This window comes from Burkholderia sp. BCC1208, assembly GCF_902833095.1.
In the GTDB taxonomy this organism is placed as follows: Bacteria; Pseudomonadota; Gammaproteobacteria; order Burkholderiales; family Burkholderiaceae; genus Burkholderia.
The window spans coordinates 288,391-304,011 of record NZ_CADFDY010000001.1 but is presented as its reverse complement, the minus strand read 5'-3'; the positions used below and the strand labels follow the sequence as shown (position 1 = coordinate 304,011).

Sequence of the window (15,621 nt, the reverse complement as noted above, 5' to 3'; positions counted from 1 at the left end):
TCGATCAATCCTGCATCTCGCGGCCCGTGAGCCGCAGGAACACATCCTCCAGATTGGCCGGGCGATGCAGATAGCGCAACCCCGTCCGGCCCTTGAGTCGTGCGCTGATCGGTTCGGGGTCGGTCACATAGCAGAATAGCGTTTCGCCGCTGATCTCGGTGTGCTTCGCGAATGCCGACAACTCGTCGCGCAGCGCGGCCGGCTCCGGCCCGTAGATCTCGATCACGTCGCAACCGATCTCCGATTCGATCAGTGCGTGCGGCGCGCCTTCGGCGATCTTGCGGCCTTCCTCGATCACGCACAGCCGATCGCACAGGCGCTCGGCTTCTTCCATGAAATGCGTGGTGATCAGGATCGTCTTGCCGCGCGCGAGCAGCGAGCGCAGCCGCTCCCACATCAGATGCCGCGCCTGAGGATCGAGGCCCGTCGTCGGCTCGTCGAGCACCAGCACATCGGGATCGTTGACGAGCGCGCGGGCGAGCGTGAGGCGGCGCTTCATGCCGCCCGACAGCTCGCCGACTTTCGCATCGGCCTTGTTCTCGAGCTTTGCGAATTCGAGCAGCGGCGGCACGAGCGCGCGTGCGGCCTGCGCCGACATCCCGAAATAGCGGCTGAACACGAGCAGGTTTTCCCGGACCGTGAAGTCGGGGTCGAGGTTGTCGAACTGCGGGACGACGCCGACCCGCCGGCGTGCATGTCGCGCACGCGATGGAACCGGTTCTCCGCACAGCGAAATGGTGCCTGCATCGGGGTGCGCGAGGCCGAGCAGCATCTTCAGCGTCGTGGTCTTGCCGGCGCCATTCGGCCCGAGCAGGCCATAGCATTCGCCGGCCTTCACGTTGAAGGACAGACCGTTGACGACGAGCTTGTCGCCATAGTGCTTTTCGACGTTGCGGAAATCGATCGGTGCGACGGACATGGGCGGGTTGTCGTTGTAAGCGGGCCGTTCCGCTGCCCGGTGCGTGGCGGGTTGGCGAACGGATCGCGCGAATGCGTGTCACACGGGCATGGCCGAAGCATACGACGCCGGCGCGAGGTGGCCCGCTGGAGGTGGAACGGGCCATTCTAGTGCATCGGCTGCATCGCTTCAGCGCATGCCTGCACGGTGCGATGCAAGTGCGCGCCGATCGTGCGCCGCACCATCGCGCATGCGCCGCGCGGGGCGAATCAGCGTTTTCCATCCCTTGCGTCCTGAATTGCGGCGCACCATGATGAATGCGTAGGCTCGTTGTCGCGATAGGGAGGCTCCATGGCTAGCTACAACAAGATTTTGCTGTGTTACGACGGCACGCTCGAAGGGCGCAAGGCGCTGCGTTGCGGCGCCAATCTCGCAATGGACCTGAAGGCCGAAACGCATTTGCTGTCGGTCGTCGACATGCGTTCGAGCATTGCGCAAAGCGCGGGTTTGCTGACCGATGTGGCGTGCGGCCGCTTCGAGGAAACCGCGCGCGAAATCCTGCAGGAAGGCGTGAACTGGCTGCGCGAGCGCGGCGTCCAGGCCGAAGGCCATTTCGCGTTCGGCTATCCGATCGACGAAATCGCGAATCTCGCGTCGGAGCTGAAGGTCGATCTCGTCGTCGTCGGCCACCGGTGCCGCAGCGGATTGTCGAGATGGTGGATGGGGTCGGGCAACACGCAACTGCTCGATCGCGTGAACTGCAGCATTCTGGTGGCGTGTTCGTCGGCGGAAGAGCAGAAGGCCGAAATCGCGCGCGAGCGTGAAGCGGCCATGGCGAACGGCAAATGATCTAAAGGCTGGATGGCCGCCTGACCGGCGATGCATGCCGGCCAGGCGTCGCACTGCCCGGCAGGGCGCGCGTCGAGCGCGGCCCTATGCGTGCAGGTCGATTCCGGACAATTTCCACGAGAACAGCCCGAAGCGGTGGAAGATCGCCGCATAGCGCGTGCCGTCGGCACTGCGCTGATACGTCACGACGAATTCATCGATATTTCGGTAGCCCGCGCTGGTTTGCTGCTGGGGCGGCGCTTGCGTGGCTTCGTTCGGGCTGGCCGGTGCGGCGGGCGCGGGGGTCGGCGATGATGCCGCCGAAGCCGCCGTGTTTCCGCTCGGTACGCTGGCACTTGCCGGCGCCGCCGGATTGGCGGGCGGTGCGGCAGGCGTGTTGCCGGGCGCATTGCCTGCGGACGGCTGATTTGACAACTCGGGCGGACGCTCGCCCGGATTGCCGCGTGGCGGCAATCCGCTCATCAGCGCGGCGACGCCTTCCGGGGTCGCATACGCATCGACCAGCGGGCCGATCAGGGCGGACCCGATCAGCGCGCCAATCACCGCGAACGGATTGTTTTTCTTCACTGCGTCGATCCGGCGCATCAACTCTTCCGTGACCTGCTGCTTCAGGCTGACGCGCAGCGACGGAAAGTCGACATACTCGCTGATCGCCTGCGCATCACGCGCATCGATTGCCGATTTCAGGCGACCGAGCGCGACGTACGGCGACGCATACGCATAGCCGAGCGTCGCAATGACGGCGACGATCAGCACGGTGATCAACAGGGGCTTGAGTCGCCGTGCGCGGCGCGCCGATTCAGTCACGTTGCCTCCGGTGCGGGAATGTTCCGCAATCAGAGACCGCCCGGCGTGGCCGATCGTTCCTCTGCGATGCAGCGATCGATCATCCGGCACACGGCATCGATCGTGCCCACCATGATCAGGCGCGATCGGCCGTGATAGACGCGCACCGGCGCGCGGCGCGCGGGTTCCGCGTGGTTCAGACCGGCGTTCAGCGATACCCGTGCGAACGCGGGGAGGGCTGACGGCAGCAGGGACGCCTGCCGTTCGACTGCGACTTCTTCTTGCACTGGCGCCGCCGCGGACAGCGGTGCGCAGGGCGTGCGGCCGCGCAGATGACGCAGGCGACCGAATTGACGGAAAGGCAGCAGGCGGGCAAGGCGTTCCATGATGTTCTCCTAGCGAGACGGAATGTCAGAGTTCGCCCGAGCGGATCAGCCCGACGGCGATGCCTTCCAGCGCGAAATCCGCGCTGCCGGCCTTGACGAAGATGTTTTCGTAATCCGGGTTCTCCGCGATCAGCTCCAGGCCGCCGGGCCGGCGCATCAGGCGCTTGACCGTGACGTCGTCGCCGAGACGCGCGACGATGATCTGGCCGTCCTTCGCTTCCGTGCGCTTCTGCACGGCGAGAAGATCGCCGTCGAGAATGCCGGCGTCGCGCATCGACAGGCCGCGCACCTTCAGCAGATAGTCGGGCTTGCTGGTGAACAGCGCGGGATCGCACGCGTAATGGTGCGAGATGTGCTCCTGCGCAAGGATCGGGCTACCGGCCGCGACGCGGCCGACGAGCGGCAGCGACAGTTGCATCAGGCCGGCGTGCGGCAGCGTGAACTGGTGCGGGGCGTCGTCGATGCCGAGCAGCCGGATGCCGCGCGATGCGCCGGCGGCCAACTCGATCACGCCCTTGCGCGCCAACGCGCGCAGGTGCTCCTCGGCCGCATTCGGCGAGCTGAAGCCCAGTTCGGCCGCGATCTCGGCGCGGGTGGGCGGGTATCCGGAGCGCTCGATCGCGCGACGGATCAAGTCGAACACTTGCTGCTGACGGGCGGTGAGTTTGGTCATGGCTTAACTGTATGGATAGACAGTGAGCTGTATTTTTATACAGTACTTGGTGAATTTCAAGTGTTACTTGAGGTTCGACGCGATCGCGCCGGTTCCGGCGCGATTTCGCGACGCCCGGACGCCGGTTTGTCCGTCGCAACCGTCCGTCCCGTATGCGTTAGCACTTTTGAGTATTAAAAAATGAGGAACGATTATTTTTAATCATGTAAGCCGTTCGCTAGACTGGCCCGACATCGCAATACCGACAACACTGGAGAACCAAGGATGGCGAAGCGCAATACGGGGCTGGTGGGCGGAGTGGGCCGCCTGATCGCAACACTCGCGCTGGGCGCGGCGGCGGCGCTGGGCGTCGCGACGCATGCGCAGGCCGATACGACCTTCCTGAACGTGTCGTACGACCCGACGCGCGAGCTGTATCAGGATTTCAACCAGGCGTTCGGCAAGGAGTGGAAGGCGAAGACGGGCGAAACCGTCAACTTCAAGCAGTCGCACGGCGGTTCGGGCGCGCAGGCGCGCTCGGTGCTCGACGGCCTGCAGGCCGACGTCGTCACGCTGGCGCTGGCGTACGACATCGACGCGCTCGCGAACAAGGGGCTCGTGAACAAGGATTGGCAGAAGCGCCTGCCCGACAACGCGTCGCCGTACACGTCGACGATCGTGTTCCTCGTGCGCAAGGGCAATCCGAAGGGGATCAAGGACTGGGACGACCTGACCAGGCCGGGCATCTCGATCGTCACGCCGAACCCGAAGACCTCGGGCGGCGCGCGCTGGAACTACCTGGCCGCATGGGCATACGCCCAGCACAAGCCGGGCGGCAACGAGCAGACGGCGAAGGAATTCGTCACGAAGCTCTACAAGAACGCAGGCGTGCTCGATTCGGGCGCGCGGGGCGCGACGACGAGCTTCGTGCAGCGCGGGATCGGCGACGTGCTGATCGCCTGGGAAAACGAGGCGTTCCTGTCGGTCAAGGAATTCGGTACCGACAAGTTCGAGATCGTCGTGCCGTCGGTGAGCATCCTGGCCGAGCCGCCCGTCGCGGTGGTCGACAAGGTGGTCGACAAGAAGGGCACGCGCAAGCTGGCCGAGGCCTACCTGAACTTCCTGTATAGCCCGCAGGGCCAGGAAATCGCGGCGCGCAACTACTACCGGCCGCGTTCGAAGAGCGTGCCGGCGGAGCTGACCAAGCAGTTCCCGAAGCTGAAGCTGTACACGGTCGACGACACGTTCGGCGGCTGGACGAATGCGCAGAAGACGCATTTCGCGGACGGCGGCGTGTTCGATTCGATCTACAAGCCGCAGTAACGCCATAACGACATAACGACAAGCGGCGCGCCACGACAGCGCGCCGCATCCCCGACGGGGCGCCGGCGCGATTCACTGCGCCGGCGTTTGCGTCGGGCCCGTGAGCAGCATCGACCCAGCAAGAGCATCCGATGACGACGTACACCTTTCGCAAGCCGAGCGCGCTGCCCGGTTTCGGCGTGACACTCGGCATCACGGTGGCCTATTTGAGCCTCGTGGTGCTGATTCCGCTCGCCGCCACCTTTCTGAAGACCGCGACGCTGTCGTGGGACCAGTTCGTCACCGCCGTCACGTCGCCGCGCGTGCTCGCGTCGTACCGGCTGACGTTCTCGGCCGCGCTCGGCGGCGCGCTGATCAATGCCGTGTTCGGCTTCCTCGTCGCGTGGGTGCTGGTGCGCTACACGTTTCCGTTCAAGCGTCTCGTCGATGCGATCGTCGATCTGCCGTTCGCGCTGCCGACGTCGGTGGCCGGCATCTCGCTCGCGGCCGTCTACGCGACCAACGGCTGGGTCGGCCAGTACCTGGCGCCGCTCGGCATCAAGATCGCGTTCACGCCGGCCGGCGTGCTGGTCGCGCTGACCTTCATCGGGCTGCCGTTCGTCGTGCGCACCGTGCAGCCGGTGCTCGAGGATTTCGAGCGCGAGCAGGAAGAAGCCGCCGCGTGCCTCGGCGCGTCGCGCTGGCTGACGTTCCGACGCGTCGTGCTGCCGGCCGTGCTGCCGGCGTTGCTCACCGGTTTCGCGCTCGCGTTCGCGCGCGCGCTCGGCGAATACGGATCGGTGATCTTCATCGCCGGCAACGTGCCGATGAAATCCGAGATCACGTCGCTGCTGATCATCACGAAGCTCGAGCAGTACGACTACGCGGGCGCGACCGCGCTGGCGGTCGTGATGCTGGTCGTGTCGTTCCTGATGCTGCTGCTGATCAACACGCTGCAGTGGTATCTGCAGCGCAGGACGAGCAAGGGCGCGAGCGGTCCGGCGCCCGCCGCCGTCAACGTCGTCAACGCCGTCGCGGCAGGAGGCCAGCAATGAGCCAGGAGGCCACCGCCGTGCTGAAAACCCCGTCGCCGGCCGCGCGCGCCGCGAAGCGGCTCGACCCCGTCAGCGAGTCGCGCGTCGTGCGCTGGCTGCTCACGGGCATCGCGCTGGCGTTCCTCGCGTTCTTCCTCGTCGTGCCGCTCGCCGCGGTGTTCGTCGAGGCGCTGCGCAAGGGCGTCGGCTTCTATCTCGAATCGCTGGCCGATCCCGATGCGTGGTCGGCGATCAAGCTGACGTTGACCGTCGCCGTGATCGCGGTGCCGCTGAATCTCGTGTTCGGCGTGTGCGCATCGTGGGCGATCGCGAAGTTCGAATTCCGCGGCAAGGCGCTGCTGACGACGCTGATCGACCTGCCGTTCTCGGTGTCGCCGGTGATCTCGGGCCTCGTGTACGTGCTGCTGTTCGGCGCGCAGGGCTGGTTCGGGCCGTGGCTGCAGGATCACGACGTGCAGATCATCTTCGCGGTGCCGGGCATCGTGCTCGCGACGATCTTCGTCACGTTCCCGTTCGTCGCGCGCGAGCTGATTCCGCTGATGCAGGCGCAAGGCACCGACGAGGAAGAGGCCGCGCGCGTGCTCGGCGCGTCGGGCTGGCAGATCTTCCGCCGCGTGACGCTGCCGAACGTGAGGTGGGGCCTGCTCTACGGCGTGATCCTGTGCAATGCGCGCGCGATGGGCGAGTTCGGCGCGGTGTCGGTCGTGTCGGGCCACATCCGCGGCGTGACCGACACGATGCCGCTGCACGTGGAGATTCTGTACAACGAATACAACTTCGCGGCGGCGTTCGCGGTGGCGTCGGTGCTGGCGCTGCTCGCGCTCGTCACGCTCGCGCTGAAGCTGCTCGCCGAGCGTCATCTCGCGGCCGAACTGGCCGACGCGCCCGACGCCGTTCCCGCACATGCCGGCCCGGTCGGCACCGTTTCGTCGAAATCGTAAAGAGGCAACCAGAATGGGTATCACCGTCCGTAACCTTCAGAAGCGCTTCGGCGATTTCACGGCGCTCGACAACGTGTCGCTCGACTTTCCGCCCGGCGAACTGGTCGCGCTGCTCGGGCCGTCCGGCTGCGGCAAGACCACGCTGCTGCGCGTGATCGCGGGCCTCGAGCACGCGGACGCCGGCCAGGTCGTGCTGCAGGGGCTCGACGTCGCGTCGGTCGGCGCGCGCGACCGTCAGGTCGGCTTCGTGTTCCAGCACTACGCGCTGTTTCGCCACATGACGGTGTTCGAGAACGTCGCGTTCGGCCTGCGCGTGAAGCCGCGCCGCGAGCGGCCGTCGGAAGCCGCGATTCGCGAGAAGGTGCATGAGCTGCTCAAGCTCGTGCAGCTCGACTGGCTCGCGCAGCGTTACCCGTCCGAGCTGTCGGGCGGCCAGCGCCAGCGCATCGCGCTCGCCCGCGCGCTCGCGGTCGAGCCGAAGGTGCTGCTGCTCGACGAACCGTTCGGCGCGCTCGATGCGAAGGTCCGCAAGGAACTGCGCGGCTGGCTGCGTCGCCTGCACGACGACCTGCACATCTCGACGATCTTCGTCACGCACGACCAGGAAGAGGCGCTCGAAGTGGCCGATCGCATCGTCGTGCTGAACCGAGGCCACGTCGAGCAGGTCGGCAGCCCGCAGGACGTCTACGATCATCCGCAAAGCGCGTTCGTGTACGAGTTCCTCGGCGCGGCGAACCGGCTGCCGGGCACGGTTGCCGGGCGCGGTTTCGTCGCCGAGGGTGCGGCTGCGCCGATCGAGGTCGATGCCGATTTCGCGGGCCCCGCGAACGCGTATGTGCGGCCGCACGATCTGCAGCTGTGGCCGGCGGGCGAAGGTCACCGCGACGGCATCGCGGTGGACGTGCGGCGCGTGATTCCGCTCGGCGGTTCGGTGCGCGTGGAGCTCGAGACGCGCGCGGGCGGCGCGCTCGAGGCGGAACTCGACCGCGATGCATGGCGGGCGCTTTCGCTGCAGGTCGGCGACGGCGCGACGGCCGTGCCGCGCGCCGTGCGGGTGTTTCCCGCGCGTTGACGAGACAATGCAGGGCAGAGGGCGGGATTCGCTCCGATTCGACAATCAAACAACGACAGCCTAAGAGGCATACCCATGAATTTTCAGCAATTGCGGTTCGTGCGCGAAGCGGTGCGCCAGAACATGAACCTGACGGAAGTCGCGAACGTGCTGTACACGTCGCAGTCGGGCGTGTCGAAGCAGATCAAGGATCTGGAGGATGAGCTGGGCGTCGACATCTTCATTCGGCGCGGCAAGCGGCTGACGGGGCTCACGGAGCCCGGCAAGGCGGTGCATCAGCTGATCGAGCGGATGCTGCTCGATGCCGAGAATCTGCGCCGCGTCGCGCGCCAGTTCGCCGATCAGGACAGCGGCCACCTCGTCGTCGCGACGACGCACACGCAGGCGCGCTACGCGCTGCCGAAGGTGATCCGGCAGTTCACCGACGTGTTTCCGAAGGTGCATCTCGCGCTGCGCCAGGGCAGCCCGCAACAGATCGCGCAGATGATCCTGAACGGCGAGGCCGATCTCGGCATCTCGACCGAGGCGCTCGACCGCTATCCGGACATCGTCACGTTCCCGTGCTATTCGTGGCACCACACGGTCGTCGTGCCGAAGGGCCACCCGCTCGTCGGCCGCGAGAACCTGACGCTCGAGGAGATTGCCGAGTACCCGATCATCACGTACGACCAGGACTTCACGGGGCGCTCGCACATCGACCAGGCGTTCACGCAGGCGGGCGCCGTGCCCGACGTCGTGCTGACCGCGATCGACGCGGACGTGATCAAGACCTACGTCGAGCTCGGAATGGGGATCGGCGTGGTCGCGGCGATGGCCTACGATCCGCAGCGCGACACGGGGCTCGTCGCGCTCGATACGCAGCACCTGTTCGAGGCGAGCACGACGCGGGTCGGGTTGCGCAAGGGCGCGTTCCTGCGTGCGTATGCGTACCGGCTGATCGAAATGTTCGCGCCGCATCTGAACGAAGCGGAGATTGCCGGGCAGTTGCGCGAAGCCGTCTGACCCGCGCGTGTCGTGCGCCGTCCGGGCCGATGCCGCGGACGGTGCGACATGCATCATGCGTAGGCTGCCGTACCCCGTACCGGGCGGCGGCGGGGGATTGCCGCCGTCGGTCGCGTCTGGAGCCTCAGCCGAGGCTTCCGATCAGGTGGGTCGCGTCAGGCGACGACCATCGACACGCGTTTCCGTGCCAACAGAAAAACAAGAACGATCCGCAACGCCGACCCTCGGCGCGGAACGCAAGATCGGCAGCCATTCTCATTCGCGAAGCAGCGCCGGACGCATCGCCGGTTCCGTCACGGTCGACCCCATACCGGGACGGTGGACGCCGACGATCCGCGTGCCGATCGCGTTGTTCGCGCCGAACCGCTTCATCATCGGCCCGCCGGCGCGCGAAGCGCTTCGGCAGGCCGCCGCCGGCATCGCAAGTGTCGTATTTGCGCATCGTGAAGCGCGCTTGCGCGCTCCGAATAAACCCTTAAATATTGATCAGACAGGTTGCGCGCCGAAGCGAATCGGTACAGCATAGCCTTCACTCCGCCGGCGTCCCCGCCGGCGGTGGCGCGTCAACGACAGCACGCGCCAGGCAGTCGGCCGTCTGCCTCGCTTCCATTCCGTGGTACCGACAGCAGCATCGATGGCCATTGCCCGGGTAGTGTGGCGCAAACGTTTGCTCACATTAAAACAACAACCAAACAACAATCCGGCCCTTCGGGCCAGTCGCCAGGAGATGTGTATGAATGTCCGCTTTCGCCGTCGCTTCCTGACCGCCGCGCTCGCCGCCGTCGCGGTGGCCGCCGCACCGGCTGTCCACGCGCAATCCGCCGCCAAGCCGAAGGTCGCGCTCGTGATGAAGTCGCTCGCCAACGAGTTTTTCCTGACCATGGAAACGGGCGCGAAGGAATACCAGAAACACAACGCGAACCAGTTCGACCTGATCACCAACGGCATCAAGGACGAGACCGACACCGCGAACCAGATCCGCATCGTCGAGCAGATGATCGTCTCGAAGGTCGATGCGATCGTGCTCGCGCCGGCCGATTCGAAGGCGCTCGTGCCGGTCGTGAAGAAGGCCGTTGACGCCGGCATCGTCGTCGTGAACATCGACAACCGGCTCGATCCCGACGTGCTGAAGTCGAAGAACCTGAACGTGCCGTTCGTCGGCCCGGACAACCGCAAGGGCGCGCGCAAGATCGGCGATTACCTCGCGAAGCGGCTGAAGGCGGGCGACCAGGTCGGCATCGTCGAAGGCGTGTCGACGACCACCAACGCGCAGCAGCGCACGGCCGGCTTCGAGGACGCGATGAAGGCAGGCGGGATGAAGGTCGTGTCGGTGCAGTCGGGCGAATGGGAAATCGACAAGGGCAATGCGGTGGCCGCCGCGATGCTCAACGAATACCCGAACCTGAAGGCGCTGCTGTGCGGCAACGACAACATGGCGATCGGCGCCGTGTCGGCCGTGCGCGCGGCCGGCAAGCAGGGCAAGGTGCTCGTGGTCGGCTACGACAACATCAATGCGATCAAGCCGATGCTGAAGGACGGCCGCGTGCTCGCGACCGCCGACCAGTACGCGGCGAAGCAGGCCGTGTTCGGCATCGACACGGCGCTCAAGGCGATCGCCGAGCATCGCAAGCAGGCCGACATGTCCGGCGTGGTCGAGACGCCGGTGGATCTCGTGACGAAGTAACGCCGCACCGGTCCGGCCGCCGCCCTCAAGAATCCGGCGCGGCGGCCGTTATCCGGTGTGAGCGCGATCACGGCCACTGCATGCACATGCACTTGTGAGCGTCACCCCCGCGCGCCGCGTGCGCGCGGCCGCAACCAGGATCGCGATGGAACCGACCTTCCAACCCTCCCGTTCAGCCCACCCCGTGCTGTCCGTATCCGGCATCGGCAAGACCTATGCCGAACCCGTGCTCGCCGACGTCACGCTGACCCTCGACGCGGGCCAGGCGCTCGCGCTGACGGGCGAGAACGGCGCCGGCAAGAGCACGCTGTCGAAGATCATCGGCGGGCTCGTCGACCCGACCACCGGCACGATGCAGCTCGGCGGCCAGGCCTATGCGCCGGCGAGCCGCACGCAGGCCGAGGCGCTCGGCGTACGCATGGTGATGCAGGAGCTGAACCTGCTGCCGACGCTGAGCATTGCCGAAAATCTGTTCCTGAACCGCCTGCCGCGGCGCTTCGGAATCATCGATCGCGCGCGGCTGCGCGACGACGCGCGCGCGGCGATGGCGCAGGTCGGGCTCGACGCGGTCGATCCGGATACGCCGGTCGGCGCGCTCGGCATCGGCCACCAGCAGATGGTCGAGATCGCGCGCAACCTGATCGGCGACTGCCGCGTGCTGATTCTCGACGAGCCGACCGCGATGCTGACCGCGCGCGAAGTCGAGCTGCTGTTCGAGCAGATCGACCGGCTGAAGGCGCGCGGCGTCGCGATCGTCTATATCTCGCACCGGCTCGAGGAGCTCGCTCGCGTCGCCGAGCGCGTCGCGGTGTTGCGCGACGGCCGGCTCGTGCATGCGGGCGACATGGCGGCGACGACGTCCGATGGGCTCGTCACGCTGATGGTCGGACGCGAGATCGGCGAACACATCGATCTCGGCGAGCGTCGTTTCGGCGCGCCGCGGCTCGCCGTATCGGGTCTCACGCGCGGGACGGCCGTGCGCGACGTCTCGCTCGAGGTGCGCGCGGGCGAGATCTTCGGCATCTCGGGGCTGATCGGCGCGGGGCGCACCGAGCTGCTGCGGCTGATCTACGGCGCCGATACGCCGGATGCCGGGGCGATCGCGGTGGGTCAGCCGCTGAAGCCGGCGCGGATCGCGTCGCCGGCCGATGCGGTGAAGCTGGGCATCGCGCTGATCACCGAGGATCGCAAGGGCGAAGGGCTGCTGCTGTCGCAGCCGATCGCCGCGAACGTGTCGCTCGGCCAGCTCGACCGGCTCGCGCGCGGCGGCATCGTCGATTCGGCGCGCGAAACGGCGCTCGCCGAGCAGCAGATCGATGCGCTGCGGATCCGCACGCACGGGGCGACGCAGCCGGTCGGCGAGCTGTCGGGCGGCAACCAGCAGAAGGTCGTGATCGGCCGCTGGCTCGCGCGCGACATGGGCGTGCTGCTGTTCGACGAGCCGACGCGCGGGATCGACGTCGGCGCCAAATTCGAGATCTACACTTTGATGGGCGCGCTCGCGCGCGAAGGCCGCGCGCTCGTGGTCGTATCGAGCGACCTGCGCGAGCTGATGCTGATCTGCGACCGGATCGGCGTGATGTCGGCCGGGCGCATGACGGCCGTGTTCGAGCGCGGCAACTGGACCCAGGATGCGCTGCTGGCCGCGGCGTTCGCCGGCTTCGGCCGCGAGACGCCGGCGGCGGCCATGCAGCATCCGGACGCGGGGCAGGCGCGCGGCGCCGCTCCGGGCACTTCGACGACAGGACGACAGGAATGACCCAGCCACCCGTATCCCCGACCGACGCAGGCGCGCAGCAGGACGTGACGGGGCGCCGCGCGCGCACGCTGTCCGGCACGCGGCTCGGCCTGTCGAACTACCTCGGCCTCGCCGGCGCGCTGGCCGCGATGATCGCGCTGTTCTCGGTGCTGAGTTCGCATTTCCTGACCTACGACACGTTCAGCACGATCGCGAACCAGATTCCCGATCTCGTCGTGATGTCGGTCGGGATGACCTTCGTGCTGATCATCGCCGGGATCGACCTGTCGGTCGGCTCGGTGCTCGCGCTCGCCGCGTCGATGGTCAGCGTCGCCGCGCTGAAATGGCAGTGGGGGCCGCTGCCGGCCGCGCTGATCGGGATCGCGGTCGCGACCGCGACGGGCGCGTTGACCGGCGCGGTCACGGTCGGCTGGCGGATTCCGTCGTTCATCGTGTCGCTCGGCGTGCTGGAGGCCGCGCGCGGCCTCGCGTACCAGCTGACGAATTCGCGCACCGCGTATATCGGCGACGCATTCGATTTCCTGTCGAACCCGATCGCGCTCGGCATCTCGCCGGCGTTCCTGATCGCTGTGGCGGTGATGATCGCGGCCCAGTTCGTGCTCACGCGCACGGTGTTCGGGCGCTATCTGATCGGCATCGGCACGAACGAGGAAGCGGTGCGACTTGCAGGGGTTAACCCGCGGCCGTATAAAATTCTCGTATTCGCACTGATGGGCGCGCTCGCGGGGCTCGCGTCGCTGTTCCAGATTTCGCGGCTCGAGGCGGCCGATCCGAACGCGGGCGCGGGCCTCGAACTGCAGGTCATCGCCGCCGTCGTGATCGGCGGCACGAGCCTGATGGGCGGGCGCGGCTCGGTGATCAGCACGTTCTTCGGCGTGTTGATCATCTCCGTGCTGGCCGCGGGGCTGGCGCAGATCGGGGCGAACGAGCCGACGAAACGGATCATCACGGGCGCGGTGATCGTGGTGGCGGTCGTGCTCGATACGTATCGCAGCCGGCGTACGCGCGTGCGGTAACAAGACACACAGAACAGACCAGAGAGAAACGGGAAATGGCGACGATCAAGGATGTGGCGGCCATGGCGGGCGTGTCGTTTACGACCGTCTCGCACGTGGTGAACAATTCGCGGCCGGTGTCCGCGGATGTGCGTGCGAAGGTCGAGGGCGCGATCCGCGAGCTGAATTACGTGCCGTCGGCCGTGGCGCGCTCGCTGAAGGCACGTTCGACGGCGACCATCGGCCTCGTCGTGCCGAACAGCACGAATCCGTACTTCGCGGAGCTTGCGCGCGGCATCGAGGATCAGTGTGCGGCCAACGGCTATTGCGTGTTCTTCTGCAATTCGGACGACGATCCCGTGAAGCAGCGCAACTACCTGCGCGTGCTGCAGGAAAAGCGCATCGACGGGCTGATCGTCGCGTCGGCGGGCGAGGACGCGGTGCTCGCGCAGACGCTCGCCGATATCCACGCGCCGCTCGTCGTCGTCGACCGCAACATCGAGGGGCTCGCGGCCGATCTCGTGCAGATCGACCACGAGCGCGGCGCGTATCTGGCGACGCGCCATCTGCTCGAACTCGGACACGCGAAGATCGGCTGCATCACCGGGCCGACCGACACCGCCGTCAGCGCGATGCGCGTGCACGGCTTCATCCGCGCGATGGCCGAGCGCGGGGTCGACATCGTGCCGGGCGCGATCGCCGAAAGCGATTTCTCGTGCCTGGGCGGCTATCACGCGGCGTCGCGGCTGTTCGAATCGGTGCGGCCGAGCGCGATCTTCGCGGGCAACGACCTGATGGGAGTCGGCGCGCTGCGCGCGGCGGCCGAGCGCGGGATGCGCGTGCCCGACGACTGCTCGATCATCGGATTCGACGACATCGAATTTTCCCGCTACACGTATCCGGCGCTGTCGACGGTCGGCCAGTCGGTGCGCGCGCTCGGCGAAATGGCCGCGCAGACGCTGATCGAACGGATCGGCGGCGGTTCGACCGCCGTGCCGAGCCGTCGCCGCGTCGTGTCGCCGCGCCTCGTGCTGCGCGAATCGACGGCGGTCTACCGCGAGCCGGCCGCGCCGGGCGCTCGCGCATGACGGCGAGCGCAACGGGCGCCGGCCGCGTGACGGTGGTCGGCAGCCTCAACATGGATCTCGTCGTACGGGCGCCGCGACTGCCGCTGCCGGGCGAAACGCTTGCCGGGCATGCGTTCGCGCAGGCAGCGGGCGGCAAGGGCGGCAACCAGGCCGTCGCCGCCGCCCGGCTCGGCGCGCAGGTCGCGATGATCGGCTGCGTCGGCGCGGATGCGCACGGCGCGGCCCTGCGCGCGGGCCTCGAGGCCGAGGGAATCGACTGCAGGGGGCTCGCGACGAGCGCGTCGGCGTCGACCGGCGTCGCGCTGATCGTCGTCGACGATGCGAGCCAGAACGCGATCGTGATCGTCGCGGGCGGCAACGGCGAAGTCACGACCGACACGATCGCCCGGCACGAGGCCGCGCTCGCGGCGGCCGACGTGCTGATCTGCCAGCTCGAGACGCCGCCGGACGCGGTGTTCGCGGCATTGTCGGCCGGGCGTCGGCTCGGCCGCACGGTGGTGCTCAATCCGGCCCCGGCCGTCGCGCCGCTGCCGGACGGCTGGCTGCCGCTCGTCGATTACCTGATCCCGAACGAAGTCGAGGCGGCCGCGCTGACCGGTCTGCCGGTGCGCGACCCGGCGCAGGCCGAAGCCGCCGCCCGGGCGCTCCAGGCCGGCGGCGCGCGCAACGTGCTGGTCACGCTCGGCGCGCGCGGCGTGCTCGCGCTGACGGCCGACGGCACCGCGCGACACTACCCGGCGCCGGCCGTGCAGGCCGTCGACACGACGGCGGCCGGCGACACCTTCATCGGCGGCTTTTCCGCACGGCTCGCGGCCGGCGCGGACGTCGACACGGCCATCCGCTTCGCGCAACGCGCGGCGGCGCTGTCGGTCACGCGCGCGGGCGCGCAGCCGTCGATCCCGACCCGCGCCGAACTGGCCGACTAGGGCCGGATCCCCGGTTTCCGATTCCGCCCCACGGCCCGTCCGTCGCACGAGACGGTCGGGGCCGCGGCTCGCCGTGCGTCGGCGGCCTTTCTCTTGTTCTCCGTCCTGGCCCGAATTGCGTCAATTATTCAGCGATTTGTAATAAACAGACAAATAATTCGAAATAATGACGCGAAACCCATCAAGTTATGCGCCGCACGGTCGTAAATGCACCAAGTGAAGCAAT

16 protein-coding genes are annotated in these 15,621 nt (G+C 67.4%); 12 read left to right on the top strand and 4 right to left on the bottom strand.

From position 1 onward, the window contains the following. Positions 1–4: 4 nt before the first annotated feature. Positions 5–919 carry a nodulation factor ABC transporter ATP-binding protein NodI gene (gene nodI / locus HWX09_RS01320; protein ID WP_027784376.1) on the bottom strand — a complete coding sequence of 305 codons (915 nt, stop codon included), beginning with the start codon at positions 917–919 and terminating at the stop codon, positions 5–7. 330 nt (positions 920–1,249) lie between these two features. Between nodI and HWX09_RS01315 the strand changes: the two genes are divergently transcribed. Then, positions 1,250–1,747, top strand: coding sequence for a universal stress protein (locus HWX09_RS01315; protein WP_027784377.1), 498 nt, complete (start codon positions 1,250–1,252; stop codon positions 1,745–1,747). 84 nt (positions 1,748–1,831) lie between these two features. Here HWX09_RS01315 and HWX09_RS01310 read toward each other — a convergent pair whose 3' ends face one another. The 3 genes from HWX09_RS01310 to lexA are packed head-to-tail and all read right to left on the bottom strand — an operon-like array spanning position 1,832 to position 3,592. Then, positions 1,832–2,554 (bottom strand): DUF2939 domain-containing protein, encoded by a 723-nt coding sequence (locus HWX09_RS01310; protein WP_027784378.1) that lies wholly within the window; start codon positions 2,552–2,554, stop codon positions 1,832–1,834. A gap of 29 nt (positions 2,555–2,583) precedes the next feature. Beyond that, positions 2,584–2,919, bottom strand: a complete 336-nt coding sequence (locus tag HWX09_RS01305) for a hypothetical protein (protein ID WP_006476078.1) — start codon at positions 2,917–2,919, stop codon at positions 2,584–2,586. A gap of 25 nt (positions 2,920–2,944) precedes the next feature. Then, on the bottom strand, positions 2,945–3,592 hold the full coding sequence (gene lexA / locus HWX09_RS01300) for a transcriptional repressor LexA (protein WP_027784379.1): 648 nt from the start codon (positions 3,590–3,592) through the stop codon (positions 2,945–2,947). A gap of 264 nt (positions 3,593–3,856) precedes the next feature. Here lexA and HWX09_RS01295 point away from each other — a divergent pair, with 264 nt between their 5' ends. The 11 genes from HWX09_RS01295 to rbsK all read left to right on the top strand — a co-directional run bounded on the left by HWX09_RS01295 (position 3,857) and on the right by rbsK (position 15,395). Continuing rightward, positions 3,857–4,894, top strand: coding sequence for a sulfate ABC transporter substrate-binding protein (locus HWX09_RS01295; RefSeq protein ID WP_027784380.1), 1,038 nt, complete (start codon positions 3,857–3,859; stop codon positions 4,892–4,894). Between the two features lie 131 nt (positions 4,895–5,025). After that, positions 5,026–5,928, top strand: coding sequence for a sulfate ABC transporter permease subunit CysT (gene cysT, locus HWX09_RS01290; protein ID WP_027784381.1), 903 nt, complete (start codon positions 5,026–5,028; stop codon positions 5,926–5,928). After that, the gene (gene cysW, locus HWX09_RS01285) at positions 5,925–6,869 is read left to right on the top strand and encodes a sulfate ABC transporter permease subunit CysW (protein ID WP_027784382.1); all 945 of its coding nucleotides are present in this window, start codon (positions 5,925–5,927) and stop codon (positions 6,867–6,869) included. The genes cysT and cysW overlap by 4 nt, the downstream gene beginning before the upstream one ends. 13 nt (positions 6,870–6,882) lie before the next feature. Beyond that, positions 6,883–7,941: a sulfate ABC transporter ATP-binding protein gene (locus HWX09_RS01280; RefSeq protein ID WP_027784383.1), complete on the top strand. Its 1,059-nt coding sequence runs from the start codon at positions 6,883–6,885 to the stop codon at positions 7,939–7,941. A gap of 75 nt (positions 7,942–8,016) precedes the next feature. Next, positions 8,017–8,943: a CysB family HTH-type transcriptional regulator gene (locus tag HWX09_RS01275; protein WP_027784384.1), complete on the top strand. Its 927-nt coding sequence runs from the start codon at positions 8,017–8,019 to the stop codon at positions 8,941–8,943. 184 nt (positions 8,944–9,127) lie between these two features. Next, positions 9,128–9,469, top strand: coding sequence for a hypothetical protein (locus tag HWX09_RS33505; RefSeq protein WP_230469129.1), 342 nt, complete (start codon positions 9,128–9,130; stop codon positions 9,467–9,469). A 207-nt stretch (positions 9,470–9,676) separates the two neighbouring features. Continuing rightward, positions 9,677–10,627, top strand: coding sequence for a sugar ABC transporter substrate-binding protein (locus tag HWX09_RS01265; RefSeq protein WP_027784385.1), 951 nt, complete (start codon positions 9,677–9,679; stop codon positions 10,625–10,627). A gap of 145 nt (positions 10,628–10,772) precedes the next feature. Further along, positions 10,773–12,386, top strand: coding sequence for a sugar ABC transporter ATP-binding protein (locus HWX09_RS01260; RefSeq protein ID WP_027784386.1), 1,614 nt, complete (start codon positions 10,773–10,775; stop codon positions 12,384–12,386). Next, positions 12,383–13,402 (top strand): ABC transporter permease, encoded by a 1,020-nt coding sequence (locus HWX09_RS01255; protein ID WP_027784387.1) that lies wholly within the window; start codon positions 12,383–12,385, stop codon positions 13,400–13,402. The genes HWX09_RS01260 and HWX09_RS01255 overlap by 4 nt, the downstream gene beginning before the upstream one ends. Positions 13,403–13,437: 35 nt before the next feature. Further along, positions 13,438–14,469 (top strand): LacI family DNA-binding transcriptional regulator, encoded by a 1,032-nt coding sequence (locus HWX09_RS01250; RefSeq protein ID WP_027784388.1) that lies wholly within the window; start codon positions 13,438–13,440, stop codon positions 14,467–14,469. Then, complete coding sequence (rbsK, locus tag HWX09_RS01245) at positions 14,466–15,395, top strand: ribokinase (RefSeq protein ID WP_027784389.1); 930 nt, start codon at positions 14,466–14,468, stop codon at positions 15,393–15,395. The genes HWX09_RS01250 and rbsK overlap by 4 nt, the downstream gene beginning before the upstream one ends. Positions 15,396–15,621: the final 226 nt, after the last annotated feature.